The organism is Janthinobacterium sp. GW460-12-1-14-LB5 (genome assembly GCF_059423585.1).
Window position 1 is genome coordinate 23,363 of the sequence record NZ_JBWKYD010000008.1, and the last position, 16,887, is coordinate 40,249.

The 16,887-nt window shown below is 62.1% G+C and carries 14 protein-coding genes and 1 riboswitch; of the genes, 4 read left to right on the top strand and 10 right to left on the bottom strand.

All coding sequences use genetic code 11. The features are described from left to right. Positions 1–35 precede the first annotated feature (35 nt). Together AC07X6_RS09850 and hppD are read right to left on the bottom strand one after the other, a co-directional pair. Entirely contained in the window at positions 36–3,629 is a 3,594-nt protein-coding gene (locus AC07X6_RS09850) for an indolepyruvate ferredoxin oxidoreductase family protein (RefSeq protein WP_494790843.1), read from the bottom strand. A gap of 194 nt (positions 3,630–3,823) precedes the next feature. Continuing rightward, the gene (gene hppD / locus AC07X6_RS09855; protein ID WP_230540293.1) at positions 3,824–4,951 is read right to left on the bottom strand and encodes a 4-hydroxyphenylpyruvate dioxygenase; all 1,128 of its coding nucleotides are present in this window, start codon (positions 4,949–4,951) and stop codon (positions 3,824–3,826) included. Between the two features lie 125 nt (positions 4,952–5,076). Between hppD and AC07X6_RS09860 the strand changes: the two genes are divergently transcribed. After that, positions 5,077–5,601, top strand: a complete 525-nt coding sequence (locus AC07X6_RS09860; protein ID WP_034753092.1) for an Lrp/AsnC family transcriptional regulator — start codon at positions 5,077–5,079, stop codon at positions 5,599–5,601. Here the strand turns inward: AC07X6_RS09860 and AC07X6_RS09865 are convergent, their stop codons facing one another. The 4 genes from AC07X6_RS09865 to AC07X6_RS09880 form a co-directional block, all read right to left on the bottom strand. Beyond that, positions 5,602–6,312 (bottom strand): GNAT family N-acetyltransferase, encoded by a 711-nt coding sequence (locus AC07X6_RS09865; RefSeq protein ID WP_230540292.1) that lies wholly within the window; start codon positions 6,310–6,312, stop codon positions 5,602–5,604. Positions 6,313–6,399: 87 nt separating this feature from the next. Then, positions 6,400–7,497 (bottom strand): tRNA nucleotidyltransferase/poly(A) polymerase-related protein, encoded by a 1,098-nt coding sequence (locus AC07X6_RS09870; protein ID WP_494790844.1) that lies wholly within the window; start codon positions 7,495–7,497, stop codon positions 6,400–6,402. A 12-nt stretch (positions 7,498–7,509) separates the two neighbouring features. After that, the gene (locus tag AC07X6_RS09875) at positions 7,510–8,226 is read right to left on the bottom strand and encodes a glutathione S-transferase family protein (RefSeq protein WP_230540290.1); all 717 of its coding nucleotides are present in this window, start codon (positions 8,224–8,226) and stop codon (positions 7,510–7,512) included. A gap of 22 nt (positions 8,227–8,248) precedes the next feature. Continuing rightward, positions 8,249–10,237, bottom strand: a complete 1,989-nt coding sequence (locus tag AC07X6_RS09880; protein WP_494790845.1) for a lytic transglycosylase domain-containing protein — start codon at positions 10,235–10,237, stop codon at positions 8,249–8,251. Between the two features lie 27 nt (positions 10,238–10,264). Here AC07X6_RS09880 and AC07X6_RS09885 point away from each other — a divergent pair, with 27 nt between their 5' ends. Next, positions 10,265–10,864, top strand: a complete 600-nt coding sequence (locus AC07X6_RS09885) for a 5-formyltetrahydrofolate cyclo-ligase (protein WP_494790846.1) — start codon at positions 10,265–10,267, stop codon at positions 10,862–10,864. A gap of 14 nt (positions 10,865–10,878) precedes the next feature. On the opposite strand, the gene metF is transcribed toward AC07X6_RS09885, so the two are convergent. The 4 genes from metF to metK all read right to left on the bottom strand — a co-directional run bounded on the left by metF (position 10,879) and on the right by metK (position 14,940). Next, entirely contained in the window at positions 10,879–11,709 is an 831-nt protein-coding gene (metF, locus tag AC07X6_RS09890; RefSeq protein ID WP_474294150.1) for a methylenetetrahydrofolate reductase [NAD(P)H], read from the bottom strand. Continuing rightward, a complete protein-coding gene (locus tag AC07X6_RS09895; protein WP_034783534.1) occupies positions 11,696–12,052 on the bottom strand; it encodes a phage holin family protein in 357 nt (118 codons plus the stop codon). The genes metF and AC07X6_RS09895 overlap by 14 nt, the downstream gene beginning before the upstream one ends. Before the next feature lie 81 nt (positions 12,053–12,133). After that, the gene (gene ahcY / locus AC07X6_RS09900; protein ID WP_070258574.1) at positions 12,134–13,558 is read right to left on the bottom strand and encodes an adenosylhomocysteinase; all 1,425 of its coding nucleotides are present in this window, start codon (positions 13,556–13,558) and stop codon (positions 12,134–12,136) included. Positions 13,559–13,582: 24 nt separating this feature from the next. After that, positions 13,583–13,651: riboswitch (S-adenosyl-L-homocysteine riboswitch) on the bottom strand. A gap of 122 nt (positions 13,652–13,773) precedes the next feature. After that, positions 13,774–14,940 carry a methionine adenosyltransferase gene (metK, locus tag AC07X6_RS09905; protein ID WP_474294148.1) on the bottom strand — a complete coding sequence of 389 codons (1,167 nt, stop codon included), beginning with the start codon at positions 14,938–14,940 and terminating at the stop codon, positions 13,774–13,776. Between the two features lie 188 nt (positions 14,941–15,128). Here metK and AC07X6_RS09910 point away from each other — a divergent pair, with 188 nt between their 5' ends. Together AC07X6_RS09910 and AC07X6_RS09915 are read left to right on the top strand one after the other, a co-directional pair. Continuing rightward, positions 15,129–16,007, top strand: coding sequence for a lysophospholipid acyltransferase family protein (locus AC07X6_RS09910; protein WP_494790847.1), 879 nt, complete (start codon positions 15,129–15,131; stop codon positions 16,005–16,007). Next, positions 16,004–16,879, top strand: coding sequence for an LpxL/LpxP family acyltransferase (locus AC07X6_RS09915; RefSeq protein ID WP_230540285.1), 876 nt, complete (start codon positions 16,004–16,006; stop codon positions 16,877–16,879). The genes AC07X6_RS09910 and AC07X6_RS09915 overlap by 4 nt, the downstream gene beginning before the upstream one ends. The last annotated feature ends 8 nt before the right edge of the window (positions 16,880–16,887 follow it).

Genomic DNA, 16,887 nt, shown 5'->3' on the forward strand with positions numbered 1-16,887 from the left:
GCAGGCGCCATTGCTACAGCGAGGCGTTCACCCCATCACACGGTGGCCGCCACGGGTGCCGCCACGACGGGCGGTAGCGGCGTCGGCGCGTTGAAGGCGATCAAGAGACTCGCTTCCTTCTCTTTCGCCGCCTTCAAGTGACGCTCCTTCACGTGGCCATAGCCGCGGATGTCTTCCGGGATGCTGGCAATGGCCACGGCTTGCGCCAGCTTGGCCGTCGTCAGCTTCGGCAGCAAGCCACCCACCGTCGCGCGGTACTCCAGAATCAGCGCGCGCTCCATCTTGCGCTCGGCCGTATGGCCGAATACGTCGAAGGCCGTGCCGCGCAAGCCTTTCATTTTGGCCAGCACGCCGAACGCCTTCAGCATCCACGGGCCATATTCCTTCTTGATCAGATGGCCCTGGGCATCCGTTTTCGCCATGATCGGCGGCGCCAGGTGGAACTTGAGCTTGATGTCGCCTTCGAACATGGACGCGATCTTCGCCTGGAAGGCGCCGTCCGTGTACAGGCGCGCCACTTCGTACTCGTCCTTGTAAGCCATCAGCTTGTAGAAGTAACGGGCCACGGCTTCCGTCAGGCGCAAGTGCGGACCATTCAGGGCGCTTTCGGCGGCGCGCACCTGTTTGATGAAGTCCAGGTACTGCTGCGCATACGCGCGGTCCTGGTAGGCCGTCAGCAGGGCGACGCGTTTTTCGATGATGTCGTCGAGCGTGTCGATGCGCTTGAATTCCACCACCTTCGCTGGCGTGGTCATGCGCACCAGGCTGGCCGCATCGTGGGCACCCGCGCGGCCCCAGTTGAAGGCCGCCTTGTTGAATGCCACCGAGACGTTGTTCAGGTCGATGGCCTTCATGATGGACGCTTCGCTCAATGGCACTTTGCCCTTTTGCCATGCATAACCGAGCATGAACATATTCGTGGCGATGGAGTCGCCCATCAGCGCCGTGGCGATCTGGCCCGCGTCGATGAAATCGACGTGATCCGTACCGCAGGCCTTTTCGATTTCCATGCGCGCCGAGGCGCCGGGGAATTGCCAGTCCGGATTCTTCACGAAGGCGGCCGTGGACGAGCTGGTCGAGTTGATCATGGCCCAGCTGCGGCCCTCTCCCATGCGCGACAGGGCGTCGCGGCTGGCCGTGACGATCAGGTCGCAGCCGATCACCAGGTCGGCCGCACCCGTGCCGACGCGCGTCGAGTGGATATCTTCCTGGCGGTCCGCCAGGCGCACGTGCGACATCACGGGGCCGCCTTTTTGCGCCAGGCCGCTCATGTCCAGCACGGAACAGCCCTTGCCTTCCACGTGCGCCGCCATGGCCAGGATCTGGCCGACGGTGACGACACCCGTGCCGCCGATGCCGGTGACGAGGATGCCGAACGGCTCGGCCGTCGAAGGAATCTGCGGTGTCGGCAAGGCCGGCGCGGCTGGCGCGTCCTTGTCGGCGGCAGCCGCCTTCTTCGGCTTTTTCAGGCCGCCGCCTTCCACCGTCACGAAACTCGGGCAGAAGCCCGTCGTGCACGAGAAATCCTTGTTGCAGGACGACTGGTTGATCTGGCGCTTGCGCCCCAGTTCCGTTTCCAGCGGTTCCACCGACAGGCAGTTCGATTGCACGGAGCAGTCGCCGCAGCCTTCGCAGACGGCTTCGTTGATGACGGCGCGCTTGGCCGGGTCCGGGTATTCATTGCGTTTCCGGCGGCGGCGTTTTTCCGAGGCGCAGGTCTGGTCGTAGATCATGGCCGACACGCCGGGCATGTCGCGCAGTTCGCGCTGCACGTCCATCAGTTCCGAACGGTGGCGCACGGTGACGCCTTCGGCCCAGGCGTAATCATCCGGGTATTTTTCCGGTTCGTCCGTGACGACGATGATGGGACCGACGCCTTCGGCGGCGATCTGGCGCGAAATGATGGCCGGAGACAAAGGCCCGTCGAATTCCTGGCCACCCGTCATGGCCACCGCATCGTTGAACAGAATTTTATAAGTGATGTTGACCTTGGCCGAGACGGCCGCGCGGATGGCAAGGATGCCCGAGTGGAAATACGTGCCGTCGCCGAGGTTGGTAAACACGTGCTTTTCATTCGTGAACGGCGCCTGCCCCACCCAGGTAACGCCTTCGGCGCCCATGTGGGTAAAGGTCGACGTCTCGCGGTCCATCCACAGCACCATGTAGTGGCAGCCGATGCCGGCCAGCGCGCGCGAGCCTTCCGGCACCTTGGTCGAGCTGTTGTGCGGGCAGCCCGAGCAGAAGAACGGCGTGCGGTCTTTCTGCGGGTCGGGTTTCGCGCTGATGGCCTTGAGGACGTTTTCCTTCGCTTCCAGGTAGGCGATGCGTTCCTTCACGCGCTGCTCGACGGGGTGGCCCGCGTAGTAGCGCGAAATGCGGCTGGCGATGGCGCGGGCGATCATGGCCGGGTTCAGCTCATACGTGGCCGGCAGCAGCCAGTCGCCGTGTCCCGTGCCCTTCTGGTTGCTCCACTCGCCCGTGTCGTCGAACTTGCCGACCACGCGCGGACGCTCGCCATCCTTCAGGTTGTACAGCTCTTCCTTCAGCGCGTATTCGAGGATTTGCCGCTTTTCCTCGACCACGAGGATCTCGTCGAGGCCTTTGGCGAATTCATGCACGCCGTCCGCTTCCAGCGGCCAGGTCATGCCGATCTTGTACAGGCGGATGCCGATGTCGGACGCCGTCTGCTCGTCGATGCCGAGATCCGCCAGCGCCTGGCGCGTGTCCAGATACGATTTGCCGGCCGTGATGATGCCGATGCGCGCCTTCGGGCTGTCCCAGATGATTTTATTGAGCTTGTTGGCACGCGCATACGCCAGCGCCGCATACCATTTGTAGCTGTTCATGCGGACTTCTTGTTCCAGCACCGTGTCGGGCCAGCGGATGTTCAAGCCGCCGGCCGGCATCTCGAAGTCCGTCGGCAAGGTGATCTGCACGCGGTCCGGGTCGAAATCGACGGCGGCGCCCGACTCGATGATGTCGGTCACGCATTTCATCGACACCCATAGCCCCGTGTAGCGGCTCATGGCCCAGGCGTGCAAGCCGTAGTCGATGTATTCCTGCACCGACGACGGGTACAGCACGGGGATGCCGCAAGCGTTCAGGATATGGTCGGACTGGTGCGCCGTGGACGACGATTTCGCCGCATGGTCGTCGCCGGCCAGCACCAGCACGCCACCGTGCTTGGCGGAACCGGCGTTATTCGCGTGTTTGAACACGTCGCCGCAGCGGTCGACGCCGGGGCCCTTGCCGTACCACATGCCGAACACGCCGTCGTACTTCGCGTCTTCGAACAGATTCGTCTGCTGCGTGCCCCAGACGGCCGTGGCGGCCAGGTCTTCGTTCAGGCCCGGGTGGAACTTGACGTGGTGTTCATCGAGGTACTTTTTTGCCTTGATCGCCGTCATGTCGACGGACGTCACCGGCGAACCGCGGTAACCGGTGATGTAGCCGGCCGTATTCAGGCCAGCTTTCAGGTCGCGCTCGCGCTGCAGCATGGGCAGGCGGATCAGCGCTTGCGTGCCCGTCATGAAGGCGCGGCCACGCTCCAGGGTGTATTTGTCGTTCAGGGAAATTTCGGACGCGTGCGCGCCCGGCTCAAGACTCGAGCCCTTGATTGGTGCATTCATTACTTGTCTCCATTATTCTCTGTGCTACGCGTGCAGGTCGGTTGAACTCACACGTACCGGCCGCGCTTTGTGAGCATGCCGGTGCGGAAAAATGACTTGTTTGTCGTAGACTACCACAGGAAGGCGCGCAGTTCTTTGCTGCGCTGCACTCCCGGGCTGATACTCTTTTACTACTATTTGCTACAGCACAATACTTATGCCGCGTTCGTATCTTTCAGCACGCCGCGCTTGATCTGGTCCAGCTCGATCGACTCGAACAGGGCGCGGAAGTTGCCTTCGCCGAAGCCCTGGTCGCCCTTGCGCTGGATGATCTCGAAGAAGATCGGGCCGATCACCGTCTGCGTGAAGATTTGCAGCAGCAGTTCGCGTTCCGTTTCCGTGCTGTGGCCATCGATCAGGATGCGCAGGCGGCGCAGTTCTTCCAGCTGCTCGCCGTGGTTCGGCAGGCGGCGGTTGACCAGCTCATAGTAAGTTTCAATCGTGTCCTGGAAATCGATACCCGTATCGCGCATGCCTTGCACGGAGGCGTAGATATTGTCCGTGCCCAGGGCGATATGCTGGATACCTTCGCCATGGTACTGGTCCAGGTATTCGGCGATCTGCGACTTGTCATCCGACGATTCATTGATCGGGATGCGGATCTTGCCGCATGGCGAAGTCATGGCTTTCGATTTGAGGCCCGTCAACTTGCCTTCGATGTCGAAATAGCGCACTTCGCGGAAGTTGAACAGGCTTTCATAGAAGCTCGCCCATTCCTTCATGCGGCCGCGGTGCACATTGTGCGTCAGGTGGTCGATGTAGGTCAGGCCATGGCCGACCGGATTGGCGACGGCGCCGGGAATGGCGACGAAATCGACGTCATAGATGCTGATGTCGCCGATGCCGCCCGGTGCGGCCGCGTTTGGCTTGTCGGCGCCCTTGCCGCGCCAGCGGTCGACGAAGTACAGCAGGGAATCGCCCACGCCCTTGATGGCGGGGATATTCAGCTCCATCGGACCCGTTTTATTGTCGAAACCCCAGGCGCCCAGTTCCAGCGCGCGGCGATACACGAAAGCCGCGTCGTCGACGCGGATGGCGATGGCGCACACGGACGGGCCGTGATGGCGGGCAAAACGCTGCGCGAACGAATCTTGTTCGGCATTGATGATGAAATTGATGTCGCCCTGACGGTACAGGGTCACATCTTTGTGGCGGTGGCGCGCGATGGCCGTGAATCCCATGTTCTCGAACAGCTTGCCCAATGCTTTTGGGTCTGGTGCTGCATACTCGACGAACTCGAAACCATCGGTACCCATCGGGTTATCCCAAGGCTGAAATTGCATGATGTCTCCTCCAAGAAGTAGCGCACAGTATAGGCGCGGTCTGTGGGCATTAAATGCCAAAGATCTCCCGAACAATCATGATTTGCGCAATAATATTGCGTGAAACAAGAACCACCGGAGGTAGCATGAGCAAAATTACGCTGGATAAAACGGATCGCAAGATCCTCGCCGTCCTGCAGGCCGATGGCCGCCTGTCGAATCAGGACGTGGCCGAGCAGGTCAGCCTGTCGCCGTCGCCATGCTTGCGCCGCGTCAAACGGCTGGAAGAAGCGGGCGTGATCCGCCAGTACGTGGCCCTGCTGGACCCGGAAAAGATCGGCCTGGGCTTGCTCGCCTACGTCAACGTGCGGCTGGAAAAGCACAGCGACGCCACGGCCCACAGCACGGCGCGCGTGCTGGCGCCGAACCTGGTGACGAACACGTCGCCGCGCGCCGACTTTGCCGTGGCCGTGGCGCAATGGCCGGAAGTGGTGGCTTGCTATGCGATGACAGGCGAGATGGATTATCTGTTGCGCGTGCACGTGGAAGACATGGAACACTTTTCGCGCTTCATGATGGCCACCCTGCTGCGCCACCCGGCCGTACTGGACGTCAAATCGAGCTTCGCCTTGCAGCGCATCAAGGATACGACGGCCCTGCCCCTGCTGTAATCAGTCGGCCGGCGGCGGGGGTGGCGCTGGCTTCTTGCGCCCCGGCAAGCGCTCGAACAGTTTGTACGCGGCGCGCGCATTCGCCTTGAACGTGTAGTCGAACATGGCGAACTGCTCCTGCACGGCTTCCTGCAGCATGCTGGTCGGGTTCGGCGGCAATAGTTTCAGATAAGCATCAGCTTCGCCATAGTCGCGCTGGATTTCCATGCCCGCCTTCTTGGCGATATGCATCATCGTCTTGTTCGACGACAAACAATGCATGTACAGGGTATCGACATCGTTGTTGCGGCAGTGAATTGCCGCCCGCTCGAACAGTTTCGAGCCGACGCCCATGCCGCGCATGGATTTCGACACGGACACGCCAAACTCCGCCACCTGCTCCTTGTCCGTGACGATACTTTTCGCCGGCGACTGGTCCTTCGGCGCGAAGGCCAGATGGCCCACGCCCACCAGCTTGAACAGGCTGTTGTAGACGCCATAAATCATGTCACGCGAGAAATCCATCTTTTGCACGTACTGGGCCACGAGTTCATCAGGCAAGGCGCTGCCGAAGCGCAGCAAGCGGTCGCTTTTCTCGAGCGACAAAAAATGCTTCATCATGCGGCGCCGGTCGCGCTCATGCAACTGCTTGACGAGCACGGTCGGACGCCCGCCGCCGCTACGGCTGAGCCAGCGGCGAAACGGGTTTTGAAACAGCTTGGGTAAGGTCACGTCGACTCCTGGGGGCGGTGCTGCGGCACGTCAGGCCGTTATTGTGCAGTGCAACATCATGGCGCCATTGTAGCCTATTCCCGCCATTCAAGCCTGGGCCAGGAAGGCCGCCACCGCCGCTACCCGCGCCGCATGGATGACTTCAGGGATGCGTTTCGGCTCCGTGCAGCCTTGCGCCAGCGCGCCCGCATTCACGCCGCGCGCCGCGTCAAGAGCGCCCTGCAGCCGTGCCGCCTGGGGAAAGTCGCCGGTGACCAGTCCGTCGCAAGCCACTGCCTGCAGCAGTTGCGCGAAGCGCTGCGGCTTGCGCAGTCCGTCACAGCGTTCGCACAAGCTCACCACGGCTTCGGCGCCCAAGTCCAGCGCGCCATTGATATGCTCCAGCTCGCGCGCCGCCATGACGGCCAGTTCGCGGCACTCGTTGGGCACGCGCAGGCGCTCGCTCAGCTGCTCGATGGCATCCTTGCTCAAATGCAGCATCAAGGCGGCGAAGCGCACGGGCAAGTCAAGACCTTGCGCGGCCGCATGGTCGATGACCTGCAGCAAGCGCTCGCTCAACGTGATTTCTCCCATGATGCGCGCCAGCGCACCGCACTCGTGCAGCACCGCCAGCATGCGCGCAGGATGGCTTTCCATCAGCCCCTTGGCCACTTCCTGCCACACGCGCTCGGCCACCAGGGCGTCGACTTCGCCGTTGGCCACCATCCGGCGCATCAGTTCCATGGTGGCGGGCGCGACAGTGAAAGTATGAAAACGGGCGGCAAAGCGGGCCAGGCGCAAGATGCGCACGGGGTCTTCGCCGAACGCATCGGAGACGTGGCGGAAGATTTTATTCTGGATATCCTGAATGCCGCCGAACGGGTCGGTCAACGTCCCATCCTCGGCCCGGGCGATGGCGTTGATGGTCAGATCGCGCCGCACCAGGTCGTCTTCCAGGGTGACGTCGGGCGCCGTGTGGAAAACAAAGCCCCGGTAGCCGGGGGCCGTCTTGCGTTCCGTGCGGGCCAAGGCGTATTCTTCCTGCGTCTTCGGGTGCAAAAACACGGGGAAATCCTTGCCGACGGGCCGGAAGCCTTGGCGCAGCATGTCTTCGGGCGTGGCGCCCACGACGACGTGGTCGTGGTCTTTCACGGGCAAGCCCAGCAGTTGGTCGCGCACCGCGCCACCGACCGTGTATATCTTCATAACACTCTTTTCTTAATCAGGCAGTTCCGCGTCATGCTTGGCTGCAACTTCCGTCTCCGCCAGCGCTTCCGCGATCCAGCGGGCCACGGCCGGATGCGCCTGCACGCGCTCGCAATACGCGTTCAGCGCCGGCGCCAGGCTCACACCATACGTGCGGAAACGCATGACGACGGGGGCGAAATACGCGTCGGCGATGGAAAACTCGCCAAACAGGAACTGGTGGTGGCCAAAGCGGGACAGGCACTCTTCCCAGATTTCACTGATGCGGCCGATGTCCGCCTGCGCGGCGGCCGTGCGGCCACGGCCCGGCAGCTTCGCCTTGATATTCATCGACATGTCCGTGCGCAAGCCGGTAAAGCCGGAATGCATTTCCGCGCAGATACAACGCGCCATGGCGCGCGCGGCCACGTCTTGCGGCCACATGTGTTTATCGGGAAACTGCTCGGCCAGGTATTCGCAGATGGCCAGGCTGTCCCAGATCGTGATCTCGCCCGCCAGCAGCACGGGAACCCGGCCGCAGGCCGAATATTCAGCGATTTTCGTCGCCGTGTCCTGCTGGTCGAGCAGCACGCGCACTTCCTGGAACGGGATGCCGAAGGCCGTCATGGCCACCCACGGGCGCATCGACCAGGACGAGTAATTCTTGTTGCCGATGATCAGGGTCAAACCTGGCTCGCGGGCGGCGGCCAGGGCTTGCGTCAGGCTGGGGTCAAGGATGGTCGTTTGCATGGTCGGGTATCAATTCATTAAGTTATGGCAGATCGGCCGCGATGGCGCTGTTTTTCGGTCCCACGGTGCCCAGGCGCGCTTTCAGCGATTGCGGGCTCTTCTCGAACAGGGCCGCGTAATACGTGGCGTTGGCCATCACGTTTTTCACGTAGCCGCGCGTTTCCGTGTACGGAATGATCTCGGCGAAGATGGCGCCTTCCAGCGGCCGCGTCATGGTGGCGCGCCAGATGCGCAGGCGCCCCGGCCCCGCGTTGTAGGCGGCGCTGGCCAGCACTTGCGAACCGTCGAGGCCGCCAAGCACCATGTTCAGGTAGTTGGTGCCCAGCAAGACATTGGTGCGCACATCGCTCAAGGTTTCCGTGACGAAATCGGTCAAACCGATCTTCTTGGCGACATAACGGGCCGTCGATGGCATGACCTGCATCAAACCGGACGCGCCCACATGCGACTGCGCATCCATGATGAAGCGCGATTCCTGGCGGATCAAGCCGTACACCCAGGCTTTATCGAGACCCAGGGTTTGCGTGGCCGGATGCATGACGTCGTCGTGCGGCGTCGGATAGCGTTGCGTATAGTCCACTTCCAGGCGCGTGCGGTCGGACGTGTTGACCATGCGGTCGAGCACATTGTTCTGGCGCGCAAATTCCGCGGCCGCCAGATGTTGCCGGTCCGTCATCGAACGCAATTCCCAGTTCCACTCGCGCGTGCCTTCGAAGCGCAGGCGCATGTTGAAGAATTTCAAGGCCCGCTGCAGCCCCGGATTGGCGGCCATGGCGGCAATTTCCGCCGGCGTGACGGGCTGGCCCGGCGGCGGCAACACCAGATGGTTGCCCAGCTCTTCATTCGCCAGCAAGCCGTAGAAATTCGATTGCTCGGAAATCGTGCGGTACAGGGCGTCGGCCTGCGCGTTCGGGCGTCCCGGCGTTTCCGCCTGCTGCGCGCGCGCCAGCCAGTACACCCAGGTGGGGTCGGCGCGCAGGGAGGCCGGCATGGCCTGGATGGCGGCCTTCACCTCGGGCCAGTTGCCTTCACGCAAGGCGATACGCGCCTTCCACTGCATCTGCTCCTGAGTCAACGGTGCACCATTGGTTTTTTGCCAATATTCAAATGCTTCCGGCGCCAGCCCATACGACGCCTGCAAGGCCAGGCTTGCCCAGCCGATGGCCTGTTCCTGCGGCGTCAGCTGCGCACTCGCCTTTTGCAGGGCCACCACGCCCAGTTTCAAGGTGCTTTTCGCCATGCGGCCCACGGCCACCAGGTACATCTCGTGGTCGGCACGGCTGGCGCCCGCACCCTTGGCCAGCACCAAGGCCGGCAAGTCGATGGCTTGCGCCATCTTCGCGTCGGACGCGCCCAGCAGCAGCGCGATGCGGCGCGCCGGGCCCGTGGCGTTGGTCTGGCCCGCCAGGCGGATCTGCGCCCACAGGTCGTTCGTGTCGAACTGGCCGTTTTGCGCCAATGCGGCGATCAGGCTGCCGCACGCTTCGCCATAGCCGGGCGGCGAGACGAGCAGCTTGCGCGCCTCGGACGCCACGTTCTGCCCCTTGGCGGCGCGCGACATCAGCGCGTAGCACTTGAGCTGGGTGTCGTCATCGAGGGCGAATTGCGGATATTGTTCATCGAACACGACCCAGTCGCGCTTGCGGCCCAGTTCCAGCAGCCAGTCGTTGCGGAAGCGGTCGGCGATGGCGCTGCCCTTGTAGCGGTTCAGGTAATCGCGAAATTGCGCCTCGGTCAGCAGTTTGATGCGCGGTTTCAGCCGATAATAGTCAACATACGAGGGAATCTGGTAATTCGTCAGCCGTCCCGCATAAAAGTCGGCTTTTTCGGCGTCATCCTTGCGCGCGGCGTCGCGCAGCAGCAGGAAGGCATCGTCCTCGCTGCGCGTGTCGGACGCCAGCGCGGCGGCAGGGGAGACGGTGGCGGACACCTGGGCCAGGGCGGCCAGGGGAGACAAGGCCGATGCGGCACACAGCATCGTGCCGGCAATCCATTTCAGTGGGGAAATCAATGTACGACTCTCAATCTTGATGGTGATATGAATAGCGACCCTAGAATAACATGCGATCCGGCTACACGGCCACCCATTGCGCCACAGGAAAAAGCCGGCTTGCGCAAAGCCTTGCTGGCGGCCCGGCGCGCCCTGCCCGACGCCACGCGCGCCGGGTGGGATGCGGCCATCGCGCAGCGCCTGCTGGACTGGTGCGCGCAAGAAAATGTCAAGGAACTGGGCGTTTACTGGCCCCTGCACGGCGAGCCGGACTTGCACGATGCCTATGCGCAGCTGGCCGCGCGCGGCGTGCAATTGAGCTTGCCCGTGGTGCTGGAAAAACATGCGCCGCTGGCATTTTCCGACTGGACACCGGGCGAGCCCATGGTCAAGGATGGCATGGGCGTGGCCGTGCCGGCCCGGTTGCGCCTGCGTCCGGCGCCGGCAGCCCTGCTCGTGCCCTGCCTGGGTTTTAACCAGGAACGCTTTCGCCTCGGCTATGGCGGCGGCTATTACGACCGCACCCTAGAACACGCGCCGCGGCCAGTGACCGTGGGAGTGGCATACGGCTGCCTGAAGGCATCATTTGCCAGTGGCACATACGACATCGCCCTCGATCACATCGTGACCGAGGGCGATCTGTTCTGACAAGTCAGGACGGTTTATTTCACCAGGCGCTGCCACAGTGCTGTCGTGGGCGCCGCCTGGTTCATGCTATAGAAATGCAAGCCTGGCGCGCCGCCTTCCAGCAAACGCTCGCACAGGCCCGTCACCACGTCCAGGCCAAACGCCTTGATGGACGCGCTGTCGTCGCCGAAGCTAGCCAATTTCAGACGCACCCAGCGTGGAATTTCCGCGCCGCACATGTCCGAAAAGCGCATCAGCTGCGTGTAGTTCGTGATCGGCATGATACCGGCCACGATAGGCACGTTGATGCCCATCTTCTGCGTCTGCTCGACAAACTGGAAATACGCGTCGGCATTGTAGAAGTACTGGGTGATGGCGGCATTGGCACCGGCCTGCACCTTGCGCGCGAACGCGTTCAAGTCGTCCTGCGGCGAACGGGCTTGCGGATGCACTTCCGGATAGGCGGCCACTTCGATATGAAAATGGTCGCCCGTCTCGGCGCGAATGAATTCCACCAGCTCGTTGGCGTAGCGGAACTCGCCCGAGGCGCCGTAGCCGCTCGGCAAGTCGCCGCGCAAGGCCACGATGCGGTTCACGCCGGCCGCCTTGAACTCACCCAGCACGGCGCGGATCGATTCGCGCGAGCCGCCCACACAAGACAAGTGCGGTGCGGCTTGTTCGCCGGCCGCCAGGATCTCGCGCACGGTATCCAGCGTGCCCTGCTGCGTCGTGCCGCCCGCGCCAAACGTCACCGAGAAATACTTCGGATGCAATTCAGACAATTTAATACGCGTGGCGCGCAGCTTTTCCGCCCCTTCCGGGGTTTTCGGCGGGAAAAACTCAATACTGAAGTTATGCTTTTCCATCGTCGTTACTCAAAAGTAAGGTCGACAGAGCCCAGGAAATGATGCTGTACAGAATGGCACCGCCCACGGCAGACCAGAAACTGGCGACATGGAAACCATCGATCACCTGCGCCACCAGCCAGAACAGGAAGCCGTTGATGATCAAAATGAACAGGCCCAGCGACAGGAACGTCACGGGCAGGGTCAAGAGGATCAGCAAAGGACGGATCAGCGCATTGACCAGCCCCAGCACGGCAGCGGCCAGCAGCGCGGTCCAGCCGCTGCTCATCGTCACCGAGTGCATCAGGTATGGGACGGCAAACAGGGCTGCCGCATTGATAAACCAAATCAGTAGCAAGCGCATTTCTCTAGCCTGTCAAAAGTAGGGTCAGGCCGGCGGCAGGCGCCGGCCCTCAGAGGGTGAGTTACAGCCCCGGACTACCGATTAATAACGGTAGTGCTCTGGCTTGTATGGACCTTCCGTGCGCACGCCGATGTAGTCGGCTTGCTCTTGCGTCAGTTCCGTCAGTTGCGCATTCAACTTTTTGAGTTGCAGGCGAGCGACTTTTTCATCCAGGTGTTTTGGCAGGGTGTACACGCCGACCGGGTAGTTGGCCGTGTTCGCGTACAGCTCGATCTGGGCGATCGTCTGGTTGGCAAACGACGAGCTCATCACGTACGACGGGTGGCCCGTGCCGCAACCGAGGTTGACCAGACGGCCTTCGGCCAGCAGGATGATGCGGCGGCCCGACGGGAAGATGATGTGGTCGACTTGCGGCTTGATGTTTTCCCACTCGTATTGTTTCAACGAAGCAACGTCGATTTCATTGTCAAAGTGACCAATGTTGCAGACGATGGCCTGGTCTTTCATGCGCGTCAGGTGGTCGTGCGTGAGGATATGGTAGTTGCCGGTGCAGGTAACAAAGATGTCGCCGTGTTCGCAGGCGTAATCCATGGTCACCACGCGGTAGCCTTCCATCGCCGCCTGCAGTGCGCAGATCGGGTCGACTTCCGTCACCCACACTTGCGCCGACAGGGCGCGCATGGCTTGCGCCGAACCCTTGCCCACGTCACCGTAACCGGCGATGACGGCTACTTTACCGGCGATCATCACGTCGGTGGCGCGCTTGATGCCATCGACCAGGGATTCGCGGCAGCCGTACAGGTTGTCGAATTTCGATTTCGTGACGGAATCGTTGACGTTGATCGCAGGGAAAGCCAGCTTGCCTTCCTTGTGCATCTGATACAGGCGGTGCACGCCGGTCGTCGTTTCTTCCGTCACGCCCAGGATTTCCGGCAAACGCTTCGAGTACCAGGTCGGGTCGGCCAGCAAGTGCTTCTTGATCGAGTTGAACAGGCAGATTTCTTCTTCCGAACCGGGGTTCGCCAGCACCGACAGGTCGGTTTCCGCGCGCACGCCCAGGTGCAGCAGCAGGGTAGCATCGCCGCCATCGTCGAGGATCATGTTCGAGTAGACAGCCTTGCCGTCCACGTTCGGCCATTCGAAGATGCGGTGCGTGTATTCCCAGTAGTCGTCCAGCGACTCGCCCTTGACGGCGAACACGGGCGTGCCGGCGGCAGCGATGGCGGCGGCGGCGTGATCTTGCGTGGAGTAAATGTTGCACGATGCCCAACGCACTTGCGCGCCCAGTGCTTCCAGGGTCTGGATCAGCACGGCGGTCTGGATGGTCATGTGGATGGAACCGGTGATGCGCGCGCCCTTCAATGGCTGCGCTGCCGCGAATTCTTCGCGGATGGCCATCAGGCCAGGCATTTCCGTTTCAGCAATCTTGATTTCTTTGTCGCCCCATGCGGCCAGAGTGATATCGGCGATGGTGTAGTCGTGTTGCGATTTGAGTACGGCGTTCATCACGCCCTCCTTTCAGTTGAAAAAGGTACGTGAGCGCGGTTGCAGGATATTCCGAGCCTGGCGAATTTCTTCGTCGCAACGCTCCTCGGACACGGGATTTTAACATTGTCAAGCCGTGCGCGCCAGCCTGTTCGGCATGCATTGCCAACTAACAACATATAAAAAAAGCGCCCGCGGCCAGAAGGCCGGGGCGCTCATTCAGCAAGCGGGCTCGATTATTTCAGGCCGGCGGCGTCGCGCAGCAGGGCGACCTTGTCCGTGCGTTCCCACGTGAATTCCGGCTCTTCGCGGCCGAAATGGCCGTAGGCGGCGCTCTTCTGGTAGATCGGGCGCAGCAGGTCGAGCATTTGCACGATGCCTTTTGGACGCAAATCGAAGTGCGCCAGCACCAGCTTGGCGATTTCCGCGTCGGGAATCACGCCCGTGCCTTCCGTGTAGACGGTGATGTTGATCGGCTTGGCCACGCCGATGGCGTAGCTGACCTGCACCTGGCATTGGCGCGCCAGGCCGGCGGCGACGATGTTTTTCGCCACGTAGCGGGCCGCGTAGGCTGCCGAACGGTCGACTTTCGACGGGTCCTTGCCCGAGAATGCGCCGCCGCCGTGCGGCGCTGCGCCACCGTAGGTGTCGACAATGATCTTGCGCCCGGTCAAGCCGCAATCGCCTTGCGGACCGCCGATGACGAAACGGCCCGTCGGGTTGACGAGGAATTTGGTATCCGTCAGCCATTCGCGCGGCAGGATGGGCTTGATGATTTCCTCGATGACGGCTTCTTCGATCTGCTTGTGCGAGATTTCCGGCGCATGCTGGGTCGACAGCACGACCGTGTGCACGCCGACGGGACGGCCATCGACGTAGCGCAGCGTCACTTGCGATTTCGCATCCGGACGCAGCCATGGCAAACGGCCATCCTTGCGCAGTTGCGACTGGCGCTCGACCAGGCGGTGCGCGTAGTGGATGGCGGCAGGCATCAGCTCGGCCGTTTCGTCGCAGGCGTAGCCGAACATCAGGCCCTGATCGCCGGCGCCTTGATCCAGGTCAATCCCCGCACCTTCATCGACGCCTTGCGCGATGTCCGGCGACTGCTTGTCGTAGGCCACCAGCACGGCGCAACCCTTGTAGTCGATGCCGTATTCCGTGTTGTCGTAGCCGATGCGTTTGATGGTTTCGCGCGCAACTTGAATATAATCCACATTGGCGTGAGTGGTAATCTCGCCCGCCAGCACTACCAGACCCGTGTTGCACAGGGTTTCGGCAGCCACGCGGGCGGCTGGATCCTGGGCCAGGATGGCGTCAAGGATGGCGTCTGAAATTTGATCGGCAACCTTGTCGGGATGGCCTTCCGAGACGGATTCGGAAGTGAAGAGATAGTCGTTTGACATTGCAAGCTCCTGTTTACTATGTGAATGTTCTGTCGCAGTAAAGAGGATTTTGCCTGCGACGCTTTAGCGATATTTATATTCCGCATCGCAAGTTGTCTATTAACTCAGCGGTTACTGCATACGTGGTATTTTACGCTTCTTAAAAAATTTTGGCACGGCAACACGCCATTCCTGGAAACAGCTTACACATGTTAGTCCCAATTTTCCGCTTCTTGTCCATTTTTCCCCTGCCCGTTCTACATGGCCTTGGCGCTGCGCTCGGCTGGGTGATTTACGCCATTTCCCCGTCCTACCGCCGCCGCATGCGCGAGAACATGCAAGGTGCGGGGTTTTCGCAACACTTGCACACGGCCGTGGCCGAAGCGGGCAAGAGCGTGCTGGAACTGCCCTTCATCTGGTGCGCGCCGGCCGAGCGCGTGGCGCGCCATGCCACGGTAGAAAACTGGGAACTGGTGGAAAAAGCGCTGCAGCACGGCCGCGGCATTGTCTTCCTGACACCGCACCTGGGCTGCTTTGAAATCGTCGCCCAGCAAATCGCCCTGCGCACGCCGCTCACCGTGATGTACCGCCCGCCCAAGCGCGCCGCATTAAAACCGCTGATCGAAGGCGCGCGCGCGCGCGAAAACCTGATGCTGGCGCCGGCCAATATGTCGGGCGTGCGCATCTTTGCCAAATGCCTGAAAAAGGGACAACCTATCGGCCTGCTGCCCGACCAGGTACCGCAGGAGGGCGAAGGCGTGTGGGCCGATTTCTTCGGCCGCCCCGCCTACACCATGACCCTGCCCGCCAAACTGGCGCAGATGGGCGGCGCCGAAGTCATCATCACCTACGCGGAACGCCTGCCGGGCGGACGCGGCTACGTCGTGCATTTCGTGCCGTTCACAGAGTCGCTCGACAGCACCTCGGCGGAGCAGGCGCGCACCATCAATGCGGCCATGGAACAATTGATCGCGCGCAGCCCGGCGCAATACCTGTGGAGCTACAATCGCTACAAGGTGCCGCGCGGCGCGCCGCCGCCCACGCCCGCCACGTCCGCCACGCCCGGGGCCGCCAAGGAGCAGGCATGAGACTGCTGATCGCCTTCATGTGGCTGCTGCACTGGCTGCCCCTGCCCATCCTCGGCCGCTTCGGCGTGGCCGTCGGCAGCGTGCTGTTCATCGCCATGCCCACGCGGCGCAAGATCGCCCTGACGAATCTGCGCCTGTGCATGCCGGAACTGACGGAAAAACAACGCGTGGCGCTGGCGCGTCAGCATTTCCAGGCGTATTCGCGCAGCGTGTGGGAACGCAGCATCCTGTGGTGGGCACCGGAAGCGCGCCTGAACCGCCTGATCAAAAAGGTGCCCGCCTTCCCCGGCCAGCAGATCGCCGCCAAGCCGACCATTTTGCTGTGCCCGCACTTCGTCTGCCTCGACGTGGCCGGCGCCGCCACGGCCATGGAAATTTCCGCCTCGTCAATGTACGTGCAGCAAAAGAACGCCGCCTTCGACCAGGCCCTGCGCAACGGCCGCTCGCGCTTCAAGCCGCCCAAGCTGTTTACGCGCCAGGACGGCATCAAGACGATTCTGCGCGCCCTGCGCGACGGCTTGCCCTACTTTATGCTGCCGGACATGGATTTCGGCGAGAAGGATGCGGAATTCGTGCCCTTCTTCGGCGTGCCCGCCGCCACCCTGACGGCCACGGCGCGCCTGGCGCTGGCCGCCAAGGCGCAGGTGATTCCCGTCATCGCCACCTTTTTGCCCAATTACCAGGGCTGGAAGGTGACCTATTACCCGGCGTGGGACGATTATCCGGGCGACGACATCACGGCCGCCACGCGCCGCATGAACGAATTCATCGAAGAGCGCGTGCGCGAAGCGCCGGCCGAGTATTTCTGGACGCATAAACGCTTCAAGACGCGTCCGGAAGGCGAAGCATCGTTCTACAACCAGCACAAGTGATACGGCAG

Excerpts from the sequence above, each read along its gene's own strand:
- AC07X6_RS09850 (WP_494790843.1), bottom strand. The coding sequence starts at position 3,629 with ATGAATGCACCAATCAAGGGCTCGAGTCTTGAGCCGGGCGCGCACGCG.
- hppD (WP_230540293.1), bottom strand. The coding sequence starts at position 4,951 with ATGCAATTTCAGCCTTGGGATAACCCGATGGGTACCGATGGTTTCGAG.
- AC07X6_RS09860 (WP_034753092.1), top strand. The coding sequence starts at position 5,077 with ATGAGCAAAATTACGCTGGATAAAACGGATCGCAAGATCCTCGCCGTC.
- AC07X6_RS09870 (WP_494790844.1), bottom strand. The coding sequence starts at position 7,497 with ATGAAGATATACACGGTCGGTGGCGCGGTGCGCGACCAACTGCTGGGC.
- AC07X6_RS09875 (WP_230540290.1), bottom strand. The coding sequence starts at position 8,226 with ATGCAAACGACCATCCTTGACCCCAGCCTGACGCAAGCCCTGGCCGCC.
- AC07X6_RS09885 (WP_494790846.1), top strand. The coding sequence starts at position 10,265 with ATGAATAGCGACCCTAGAATAACATGCGATCCGGCTACACGGCCACCC.
- metF (WP_474294150.1), bottom strand. The coding sequence starts at position 11,709 with ATGGAAAAGCATAACTTCAGTATTGAGTTTTTCCCGCCGAAAACCCCG.
- AC07X6_RS09895 (WP_034783534.1), bottom strand. The coding sequence starts at position 12,052 with ATGCGCTTGCTACTGATTTGGTTTATCAATGCGGCAGCCCTGTTTGCC.
- ahcY (WP_070258574.1), bottom strand. The coding sequence starts at position 13,558 with ATGAACGCCGTACTCAAATCGCAACACGACTACACCATCGCCGATATC.
- metK (WP_474294148.1), bottom strand. The coding sequence starts at position 14,940 with ATGTCAAACGACTATCTCTTCACTTCCGAATCCGTCTCGGAAGGCCAT.
- AC07X6_RS09910 (WP_494790847.1), top strand. The coding sequence starts at position 15,129 with ATGTTAGTCCCAATTTTCCGCTTCTTGTCCATTTTTCCCCTGCCCGTT.
- AC07X6_RS09915 (WP_230540285.1), top strand. The coding sequence starts at position 16,004 with ATGAGACTGCTGATCGCCTTCATGTGGCTGCTGCACTGGCTGCCCCTG.